Origin of the sequence: Accumulibacter sp. (assembly GCF_023806565.1) — a bacterium.
Taxonomy (GTDB): Bacteria; Pseudomonadota; Gammaproteobacteria; order Burkholderiales; family Rhodocyclaceae; genus Accumulibacter.
This window is the reverse complement of the sequence record NZ_JAMTDV010000032.1, coordinates 24,937-34,725: the sequence shown is the minus strand read 5'-3', so window position 1 is coordinate 34,725 and position 9,789 is coordinate 24,937. Positions and strand designations below refer to the sequence as shown.

The 9,789-nt window shown below is 63.8% G+C and carries 12 protein-coding genes; 7 read left to right on the top strand and 5 right to left on the bottom strand.

The features are described 5' to 3' along the window. Positions 1-169: 169 nt before the first annotated feature. From NFV80_RS04315 to folE2, 4 genes are read left to right on the top strand one after another with little or no spacing between them, the layout of a single operon-like run. Complete coding sequence (locus NFV80_RS04315) at positions 170-406, top strand: exodeoxyribonuclease VII small subunit (protein ID WP_366143407.1); 237 nt, start codon at positions 170-172, stop codon at positions 404-406. Then, positions 403-1,311 carry a polyprenyl synthetase family protein gene (locus tag NFV80_RS04310; RefSeq protein WP_295329365.1) on the top strand — a complete coding sequence of 303 codons (909 nt, stop codon included), beginning with the start codon at positions 403-405 and terminating at the stop codon, positions 1,309-1,311. The genes NFV80_RS04315 and NFV80_RS04310 overlap by 4 nt, the downstream gene beginning before the upstream one ends. Before the next feature lie 43 nt (positions 1,312-1,354). Beyond that, the gene (gene dxs / locus NFV80_RS04305) at positions 1,355-3,220 is read left to right on the top strand and encodes a 1-deoxy-D-xylulose-5-phosphate synthase (protein WP_296757970.1); all 1,866 of its coding nucleotides are present in this window, start codon (positions 1,355-1,357) and stop codon (positions 3,218-3,220) included. A 32-nt stretch (positions 3,221-3,252) separates the two neighbouring features. Continuing rightward, entirely contained in the window at positions 3,253-4,074 is an 822-nt protein-coding gene (gene folE2, locus NFV80_RS04300) for a GTP cyclohydrolase FolE2 (protein ID WP_295329370.1), read from the top strand. A 77-nt stretch (positions 4,075-4,151) separates the two neighbouring features. Here the strand turns inward: folE2 and rplS are convergent, their stop codons facing one another. From rplS to rpsP, 4 genes are read right to left on the bottom strand one after another with little or no spacing between them, the layout of a single operon-like run. Then, positions 4,152-4,517: a 50S ribosomal protein L19 gene (gene rplS / locus NFV80_RS04295; RefSeq protein ID WP_295329372.1), complete on the bottom strand. Its 366-nt coding sequence runs from the start codon at positions 4,515-4,517 to the stop codon at positions 4,152-4,154. A gap of 25 nt (positions 4,518-4,542) precedes the next feature. Continuing rightward, positions 4,543-5,364: a tRNA (guanosine(37)-N1)-methyltransferase TrmD gene (gene trmD, locus NFV80_RS04290; protein ID WP_295329374.1), complete on the bottom strand. Its 822-nt coding sequence runs from the start codon at positions 5,362-5,364 to the stop codon at positions 4,543-4,545. Next, positions 5,346-5,900 carry a ribosome maturation factor RimM gene (rimM, locus tag NFV80_RS04285; protein ID WP_366143406.1) on the bottom strand — a complete coding sequence of 185 codons (555 nt, stop codon included), beginning with the start codon at positions 5,898-5,900 and terminating at the stop codon, positions 5,346-5,348. The genes trmD and rimM overlap by 19 nt, the downstream gene beginning before the upstream one ends. Positions 5,901-5,903: 3 nt before the next feature. Beyond that, positions 5,904-6,155 carry a 30S ribosomal protein S16 gene (gene rpsP, locus NFV80_RS04280; RefSeq protein WP_295329376.1) on the bottom strand — a complete coding sequence of 84 codons (252 nt, stop codon included), beginning with the start codon at positions 6,153-6,155 and terminating at the stop codon, positions 5,904-5,906. Positions 6,156-6,454: 299 nt separating this feature from the next. On the opposite strand from rpsP, the gene NFV80_RS04275 reads away from it, so the two are divergent. Next, positions 6,455-7,963, top strand: a complete 1,509-nt coding sequence (locus tag NFV80_RS04275; protein WP_295329377.1) for a hypothetical protein — start codon at positions 6,455-6,457, stop codon at positions 7,961-7,963. Here NFV80_RS04275 and NFV80_RS04270 read toward each other — a convergent pair. After that, complete coding sequence (locus tag NFV80_RS04270; protein ID WP_295329379.1) at positions 7,960-8,766, bottom strand: YihY family inner membrane protein; 807 nt, start codon at positions 8,764-8,766, stop codon at positions 7,960-7,962. The two genes, NFV80_RS04275 and NFV80_RS04270, sit on opposite strands and share 4 nt — an antisense overlap. A gap of 56 nt (positions 8,767-8,822) precedes the next feature. Here NFV80_RS04270 and wrbA point away from each other — a divergent pair, with 56 nt between their 5' ends. Next, entirely contained in the window at positions 8,823-9,419 is a 597-nt protein-coding gene (wrbA, locus tag NFV80_RS04265) for an NAD(P)H:quinone oxidoreductase (RefSeq protein WP_295329382.1), read from the top strand. After that, positions 9,416-9,760 (top strand): DUF2069 domain-containing protein, encoded by a 345-nt coding sequence (locus NFV80_RS04260; RefSeq protein WP_295329384.1) that lies wholly within the window; start codon positions 9,416-9,418, stop codon positions 9,758-9,760. Before wrbA ends, NFV80_RS04260 begins: the two co-directional genes overlap by 4 nt. The last annotated feature ends 29 nt before the right edge of the window (positions 9,761-9,789 follow it).

Sequence of the window (9,789 nt, the reverse complement as noted above, 5' to 3'; positions counted from 1 at the left end):
GGGCAGCCGCCGGCGCGGTGCCAGCGCGGACCACGGATACATACGCCAAGGTATGTTTTCCATTTGACCCGAAGCCCGGTAATGGGCTATTTTTATCGGTTTGAGCTGATCCTTACCCATGCCACGACCGAATCCCGAGCAAGCTGTTGACACCAAAGGCCCCGACGCGGTGGAATCAGCCATCGGCGGACTGAAGTTCGAAGCGGCACTCGCCGAACTCGAGCAGATCGTCCAGAACATGGAGGGCGGCCGGCTGCCGCTGGAAGAATCATTGGCGGCATACCGGCGCGGCAGCCAGCTGTTGCAGCACTGCCAGCAGCAACTCGGCGCTGCCGAACGCCAGATCCAGGTGCTCGAAAGCGGCACACTGCGTGATTTCGCCGCCAACGGGGAAGATTCGCGATGACTGTCCCCGCAACCCACTTGCTGTCCTTCCCGGACTGGATGGGCAGCGTTCAGACAAGAGTCGAAGCGGCGCTGGCTCGCAGCCTTCCGCCGGGCGAAGCGATTCCCGCCCGTCTTCACCAGGCCATGCGCTACGCCAGCCTTGCCGGCGGCAAGCGGGTTCGCCCCTTGCTCGTGTTTGCCGCCGGCGAATTGACCGAGGCTTCGACGGCACGGCTGGAAGTCGCCGCCAGTGCCGTGGAACTGATACACAGCTACTCGCTGGTGCATGACGACCTCCCCTGCATGGATGACGACGTCCTGCGACGCGGACGACCGACCTGCCATGTCGAGTACGACGAGGCAACCGCCCTGCTGGTTGGCGACAGTCTGCAGTCGCTGGCTTTCGAGCTCCTGGCACGGGATGATTTCGGCGACGGCAGGCGGCAGCTCGAAATGATCCGCGTCCTGGCGCGCGCCAGCGGCTCCTGCGGCATGGCCGGTGGGCAGGCGATCGACCTCGCAGCGGTCGGCCAGCAGCTCAATCAGCCGGAACTTGAATTGATGCACGCACTCAAGACGGGAGCCCTGATGCGTGCTGCCGTCCTCCTCGGAGGCCTGTGCGGCAAGGCGCTGGATGACGCCGAGAGGGAATCGCTGGATCGTTTTGCCAAGCGCGCCGGCCTGCTTTTCCAGGTGGTCGATGACATCCTCGACTGCACGGCGAGCACGGCGACCCTGGGCAAGACGGCCGGCAAGGATGCGGCCGCCACCAAGCCGACCTACGTCAGCGTCATGGGACTCGAACGGGCACGCGAGTTTGCTGCCGACCTCAGGGAGCAGGCGGTCGGTGCGCTCGCCGTTTTCGGCGGCGGCTGTCGACGTCTCGTCGAACTGACCGATTTCATCACCTGGCGCAAGTTCTAGCCCTCACTTTTCGTGCCATCGCAGGTATCTGCCGAACCAGACAATGACTCGTTACCCTCTACTCGACACGATCAGCGATCCGGCGCAGGTGCGCAAGCTCGATCGTCGGCAACTGCTGCAACTGGCTGACGAGTTGCGCGCCTTTCTGCTTGAGTCGGTCGCCCGGACCGGCGGGCATCTCTCGTCCAACCTCGGCACGGTCGAACTCACCGTCGCCCTGCATCACGTCTTCGACACGCCGCACGACCGTCTGGTGTGGGACGTGGGCCATCAGACCTACCCGCACAAGGTCCTCACCGGCCGCCGCGCCGGGATGGCGAGGCTGCGCATGCACGGGGGCATTTCGGGCTTTCCGAAACGCAGCGAGAGCCAGTACGATACTTTCGGCGTCGGCCACTCCTCGACCTCGATCTCCGCTGCGCTGGGCATGGCACTGGCCGCCAAGCTGCGGGGCGAGAGCCGCAAGGTCGTGGCGATCATCGGCGACGGCGCGATGTCCGCCGGCCAGGCCTTCGAAGCGCTCAACAACGCAGGTGTCGCCGACGCCGACATGCTCGTCGTTCTCAACGACAATGACATGTCGATCTCGCCAGCGGTGGGCGCCCTCAACCGCTATCTGGCACGGCTTTTTTCCGGCAACAGCTTCAACGCCGCGCGCAAGGCGGGCGAGAAGATTCTCGATTTTTCGCCTTCGCTACGCGAGTTCGCCAAGCGCGCCGAAGAGCACGTCAAGGGCATGCTGACACCGGGCACCCTGTTCGAGGAAATGGGCTTCAACTACATCGGCCCGATCGACGGCCACGACCTCGAATCGCTCGTCCCGACTCTGCAGAACCTGAAGAATCTCAAGGGTCCCCAGTTCCTGCACGTGATCACCAAGAAGGGCCAGGGTTACAAGCTGGCCGAGGTCGATCCCGTTCTCTACCATGGGGTTTCGAAGTTCCAGCCGGACGTCGGCATCGCCGGCGGCGCGAGCGGCGGCAAGCCCACCTATACACAGGTCTTCGGCGACTGGCTGTGCGACATGGCAGCGGCAGACGCCAGGCTGGTCGGCATCACTCCGGCGATGCGCGAGGGTTCCGGACTGCTGCGCTTCAGCCAGTGCTACCCGGATCGCTATTACGACGTCGGGATCGCCGAACAGCATGCCGTCACCTTCGCCGCTGGCCTGGCCTGCGAGGGACTGCGCCCGGTCCTGGCAATCTACTCCACCTTCCTGCAGCGCGGTTACGATCAACTGATCCATGACGTGGCGCTGCAGAATCTGCCGGTGGTTTTCGCGCTCGATCGTGGCGGACTGGTCGGGGCTGACGGACCCACGCACCACGGCGCTTTCGACCTCTCGTTCCTGGCCTGCGTTCCGAACATGGTGGTGATGACACCTGCTGACGAAAGCGAGTGTCGCAGGATGCTGACTACCGCCTACCACCTCGACGGTCCAAGCGCCGTACGCTACCCGCGCGGCAGCGGTACGGGCGTCACCATCGACCGGGAACTCGTCGGCCTGCCGCTCGGCAAGGGCGAAATCCGCCGTCGCGGCAAGGGGGTGGCGCTGCTGGCGTTCGGCAGCATGCTGTCGCCCGCACTCGCCGCGGCTGATGAACTCGACGCCACGGTCGCCAACATGCGCTTTGTCAAGCCGATCGACCGCGAATTGATCATCGCCCTGGCTGCGGAACATTCGCTGTTGGTCAGCGTCGAAGAGAACGCGGTGATCGGTGGCGCCGGCTCCGAGGTCGAACGCGTGCTCGAAGAGGCCGCAGGCCCGGCAAGTCTGTTGCGCCTCGGAATTCCCGACCACTTCATCGAGCACGGCGAACAGGCGCTGCTGCTGGCCGAAATCGGCCTCGACCGCGACGGCATAGTGCGCGCGGTACGAGAGCGTCAGGGCGCGGCGGCAGCCCAGTAGCCGGCTCCGTCCCCAATCCACCAGGAGCAGCAATGAACGCACCCGAAACCGCGCAAGTCCCCGCGATGATGGCCGATGTCCAGGGCTCGGCCGATACCCGACAGATCGCCATCAACAAGGTGGGAATCAAGGCGATCCGTCACCCGGTCAAGGTGCTCGACAAGTCCGGCGGCGTGCAGCACACGATTGCCCTGTTCAACATGTACGTTGGTCTGCCGCACAACTTCAAGGGCACCCACATGTCGCGGTTCGTGGAGATTCTCAACAGCCACGAACGCGAAATTTCGGTCGAGAATTTCCCTGCCATGCTGCGCGAGATGGTGCTGCGGCTGGAGGCCGAAACCGGCCATATCGAAATGAGCTTTCCGTATTTCATCAACAAGTCGGCACCGGTATCGGGCGTGCAGAGTCTGATGGATTACGACGTCACGCTGACCGGCGAGATTTGCCACGGCGTGATCGATTCCACGATCAAGGTCGCCGTACCGGTCACCAGTCTCTGCCCATGTTCCAAGGAGATATCCGAGCGCGGCGCGCACAACCAGCGCTCGCAGGTCACCGTCACCGTGCGCATCAACGAGCACCTGTGGATCGAGGAACTGGTCGAGATCATCGAAGCGCAGGCCTCGTGCGAGTTGTACGGGCTACTCAAGCGTCCGGACGAGAAGTACGTCACCGAGCGGGCTTACGACAACCCAAAGTTCGTCGAAGACATGGTGCGCGACGTCGCTGCGCGCCTCAACGCCGAGCGTCGGATCGACGCCTACGTGATCGAGTCGGAGAATTTTGAGTCGATCCACAATCACTCGGCGTATGCGCTGATCGAAAACGAAAAGCGCCTTGCCACCGGCTGAAAGCCTTCCTGCGACGAAAAGCGGGGCGGCGTCTGACGACCCCGCCCCGCTCCTTGCCGCTGCCGGAACGTTCGCGCTCAGCGCTGCTTGCGTACCAGCTTTTCCTTGATGCGCGCCGACTTGCCCGAACGCTCGCGCAGATAGTACAGCTTGGCGCGGCGCACGTCGCCACGACGTTTGATTTCGATCGACGCGACCAGCGGCGAGTACGTCTGGAAAGTGCGCTCGACGCCTTCGCCCGACGAAACCTTGCGCACGATGAAGCTGGAGTTGAGTCCGCGATTGCGCTTCGCAATGACCACACCTTCGTAAGCCTGCAGGCGCTCGCGTGTACCTTCCTTCACCTTGACCTGCACGACGACCGTATCACCCGGCGCAAACGGCGGGATGACCTTGCCCAGACGGGCGATTTCTTCTTGCTCAAGTTGCTCGATCAGATTCATTTTATGAATACTCCATGCATGTGTATCACGCTTTGTTGTCCTGACCGCATTGCTCCTGAAACTGCATCAGGAGTTGCGTTTCCGTTATCGATAACGAGCGCCCCGCCAACAGCTCGGGACGTCGCTGCCAAGTCCGGCCGAGCGCCTGTTGCAGGCGCCAGCGCCGTATTTCCTCGTGGTGACCGGACAGCAACACCTCCGGTACCCGCAGCCCGGCATACTCCTCCGGCCGCGTATAGTGCGGGCAATCCAGCAGGCCCGCGACAAACGAATCCTGTTGTGCCGACTCGGCGTCGTTCAGCACGCCTGGCAGTTGCCTGACGACTGCATCGAGCAACGCCATCGCCGGGATTTCTCCCCCCGAAAGAACAAAATCACCGATGGACACTTCTTCGTCGACGCAGCGCCCGATGAGCCGCTCGTCGATTCCTTCATAACGCCCGCAGACCAGCACCACGGCTTCCTCTGCCTGCGCCAACTGCAACACGCGCGCATGGGTCAGCAACGAACCTTGTGGCGACAGGCAGATGACGCGACTGGCCGTCGCCCCGCTCGCCCGCTGCCTTGCCCGTGCCGCGTCGATGGCAGCTTCCAGCGGCGCCGACAACATCACCATTCCCGGACCACCGCCGTAGGGTCGATCATCGACGCTGCGGTGGCGGTCCGAAGTGAAATCTCGCGGATTCCACAACTGCAGACTCCACAGCCCGGACTCCAGTGCCCGACGGGTAACCCCCGACTGCGTGAGCGCAGCAAACATCTCCGGGAACAGGGTCACGACATCGGCAACAAATGGCTGCGCCAGCGGTGTCCCGCTCGCTGCCACGGTCACCAGTCCGCTTCCCATTCGACCCGCACCACTCGTCCCGGCAAATCGACATCGAGCACCACCGCTGCCACGAAGGGCAGCAGACGCTCCTCCCCTCCTTCGCCCACTCGCAAGACCGTGTTGGCAGGTGTTTCCAGCAAGCCGAGAATCCGACCCAAGGCTTGCCCATGCGTATTGACCACATCGAGACCGACGAGATCGGCCCAGTAATATTCGTCGGCAGCCGTCGCCGGCAAGGCGGCGCGTGGGGCGCCCACCAGGGCACCGCGCATCGCTTCCGCCGCGTTCCGGTCAGCCGCACAAGCCAGTTGTGCAATCAGCGACCCGTTGCGCAACCGACAGCGGATCAGTTTCGTCCGCTGCCACTGATCGGGAGCATCGCCGTCCCGACCGATCCACCAGTGCGACAAGCGCGACCAGCCGCGTGGATCGTCGGCATACGGATAGACGCGCACCTCGCCGAGCAGCCCGCAAGCGGCTCCGATCCTGCCGAGAACGATGATGTCGGTGGGCGGAACGAGCTCTGTAGCCGCCGGCAAGGAAGCTACGGACAACGGCTAGGCGGCCGCCTTGGCGGACTGCTTGATCAGACGAGCAACCGTCGGCGAGGTCTGTGCACCCTGTTGCTGCCAGTAGCTGAGGCGATCCGCGGCAATCCGCAAACCCTGCTCGCCACCGGCAGCCTGCGGATTGTAGAAACCGATGCGCTCGATGAAACGACCGTCGCGGCGAGCACGCGAGTCGGCCACGACCATGTTGTAGAAAGGGCGCTTCTTGGCGCCGCCACGGGCCAGGCGAATAACCACCATGTCAGTCTCTTCCGAATCCAGAAAAAGGGTAGAATTGTACCAAGAAAGCACCGGGAACGATACGCCCGCACGACGCGGCAAGCAGTGGACGTGGCTGTTCGGGCTGCGGCCGGCCTTGGGCAAAAAACGGGCGGCCATTCCACCTATTCGGCGGCGCGTATAATCCCCGCCAGTGCAGTGGTCACGTGACGCGCTGATCGGGGGACTGGCGTTCGGACCACAACTGCGGTGTGCTGTTGCCAGCCGGATACGGCTGAAGCCGGCAGCGTCACGACGCAAACCCATTGGCAAATGACTTGATGACCGAGACCGCTTTCAACGCTGCTGGCATGGATCGGGACGTTGCGCCGCAATCGGGAATGCAAGGCATTCTGCAGTGGCTGGAGTCGCCGATCGCCCAGCAGCCGGTCGCAGAAATCACGTCGCTGCGGTCGCAAATGACGGCTCTGCACGAGACCGCGGCTACCCCCCCGCAGCGCGCACGCGCCCTCGACGGCCTGTACACGCGGTGCGTGGCGGCCGTCTCCAGCATGCTGCCAACCTTGCTCGGTGACCTGACCTTGCCCGTGCCCTACAGGACAAGGCGAGTCGTCGAAAGCACTCTCGATCTGCTGCAGATGCTTGCCGACGATCTCCTGGCAACGCTGCAGGAAGGCCCGACTGCCCATCCGTCTCTGGAGTCCACGCTTTGGCAAAGCGTGCACGTCCTCGCGCAGCAGTTGATGATCTGTCATCTGATCGCCTCGCCAGCCCCCGCTGGAACGTGGCAGCGCTTGCACGAGACCTACGTGACCGCACGGCGCCTGCACGTACACCTGGCAGTTCCGAAAGGCAGGGCACGCAGCCTGCGCGAGGTCTACCATTCGGCGATCCTGCTCGGCTGCGCCCAGCCGGCTTCCTTGACGCCGCGTGAGGTGCTTTTCCTCGCCACCTACTTCGAACACTTTGCCGACCAGATCGAACTGCTTCCTCCTGCCCCGACCGCTGATCCTGGAACCTTCCTGATCGATCCGGCGCGCGACCTGCCTGCCCTGTCGTCGCTGCACAAGGCGGCGCGACCGGCAACGCCGCTGGACTGTTTCTCCTGCCTGCGCCTTTGCCTGCTCCTCAAGGCTCAGATGGCACAGCTCGATGCCGGCATTTCACCGACGGCGCTGAAGCTGCCGGACTTTGCAGGGACTTCGGCAGGACGTGGCGTGCTCGGGCGTCTGGCCGCGCGCTGGGGTGATCCGGGAAAACGACGCTTTCTTCGCCGTCGACAAAGCCAGCGGATGATTCTCGGCGCTGGGATCGACGGTCTTTGGGAACTCAGCAAGAACGGCGAATCGGCGCAGGTCGAGCTGTCTGACTGGATGATCACCAACGAAAGTCCGGACGGCTACGCAGTGATGCACGTTTCCGGCGAGACCGTCGCGCTGTCGGTCGGCGATGTTGCCGCGGTCCGTACTGGCGCCGAACAGAACTGGCAAATCTGCTTGGTCCGCTGGGCGGTTTCGGAAAACCCCGAGCACCTCGAACTCGGCCTGCAGATTCTCGCGCCCAAGGCCGTTCCGGCCATTCTCGCACAGCCCTCCGCCACTTCCGGCACCGAGCACTTGCGGGTGCTCATCCTTCCGGAGATTCCCAAGCTGCGTTCGGGTCAGTCGCTGGTCGTCGCCGCGGACGCCTTGCCGAAGGATCGCAAGAGATTGCTGCTGGTGATCGACGGCGAGAATGTCGTGGTGCGCGAAGTCAACAGCACCTGCGTCGATGAGCAGACCGGCAGCGTCGAAATCCTGTCGATCGAGCCGGATCCGAATCCGTTCTAGCGCGGTGACCTGCCGCCACCGGCAGTTCTGAATTCGGGCAGGGTCGCCGCGACCAGCGCGCCGAACAACACCACCGCCCACGACAGGTAGAGCCAGAGGAGAAAGATCGGCACCGTCGCAAAAGCCCCGTAGACCGCCGTGTAGGAGGGAAAGTTCGACAGGTAGAACTCGAAACCCCGCTGCATCAGCGCGAAGCCGAGCGCGGCAACGAGACCGGCCCAAGCGGCATCGCTCGCCGCTACCCGGGTATTCGGCAGCGAATGATAGAGCCCACCGAGAAAGAGGCCCGCAACCATCAGTCCAAGCGCCTTCAGCATCAATCGACGGACCCAGGGCAGTTCGTCGAGCACTCCCAGTGAGGTGCTGACGGCGTAGGACGTGGCCAGCAGCACGCCGCCGATCACCACTGGCCACAGGGCGATCAACGTTGCAAACAAGCGCAGGCGTTGCCACCAAGGGCGCTTTTCGCGTACCAGCCAAACGTGATTGAAGGCCCGCTCGATCGTCAGCAACAGCATCAGAACCGTTGCCACCAAAGCCAGGGAACCGACGGCGGTGACGTTGGCCGCATTGCGCGAAAATTCGAGCACGTACTCGATGATCATTTCCGCTCCCCGCTCCGGCAGCAGGCTGCGTGCCAGAAACAGCTCGAGCTGCTGAACCATGCGCGGGAAGAACGGCACCACCGCCACCAGGCTGAGGACGACGGCGACGAGAGGAACCAGTGACAGCAGCGTGGTGAAGGCAAGGCTGGCGCTGATCTGATCGAAATTCTCCTCGACGAAGCGACGCGAGACGCGCATCAGGAAACGGCGGCAGGGGAAAGGTGGGGCAAACATAAGATGGATATAATATGCCGATGTCCGAGATTCTTGTTCTCTACTATAGCCATCGAGGATCGGTACGGGCGCTCGCCCGGCAAATTGCCCGCGGCATCGACTCCGTTGCCGGCGCGACGGCTCGTCTGCGGACCGTGCCGAGGGTTTCCGCCGTCTGCGCCGCGAGCGAACCGCCAGTACCCGCTGCCGGAGCCCCCTACGTCGAGGAGACCGATCTGGCGCAATGCATTGGCCTGGCGCTCGGTAGCCCGACCCGCTTCGGCAACATGGCGGCACCCATGAAGTACTTCTGGGACAGCACTGCGGCACAATGGACTGCCGGAACCCTGGCCGGCAAGCCCGCCTGCGTATTCACCTCGACGGCCAGCGCCCACGGCGGGCAGGAAAGCACCCTGCTCTCGATGATGCTGCCACTGCTGCATCACGGAATGCTGCTGGTCGGCCTGCCCTTTACCGAACGCACGCTGTCGTCCACCCGCAGTGGGGGAACACCCTATGGCGCCAGCCATCTTGCCGGAGCGGAGGGCAACCCGACGCTCAGCGACGAAGAACGCGAACTCGCCTTGGCGCAGGGACGCAGACTCGCCACCATCGCCTTGAAACTCGCCGCACGATGATCCGCTGCCTGTATCTGGCAGCGTGCAGCAGCCTGATCGCGCTGATCTTCCTGTGTCTTGCCTGGGAGCTGCGTCTGGCGCCGGTTCATCCGGGCGGTTCCTGGCTGGCGCTGAAAGCCCTGCCGTTGCTCGCGCCACTGTTCGGCATCCTGCATGGCCGGCGTTACTCGTATCAGTGGGCAGCGATGCTGATCCTGCTCTATTTCAGCGAAGGCATCGTGCGCGCGACCACCGATCAGGGCAGGGGGCAGTGGCTGGCAATCGCCGAAACCGGGCTCTCGCTGATCTTCTTCTGCGCCACCGTCGCCTACGCCCGCCTGACCCGCCCTTGCGCGCGCTAGGGCAAGCGGCGGACTTCTCTCCGGCCAGG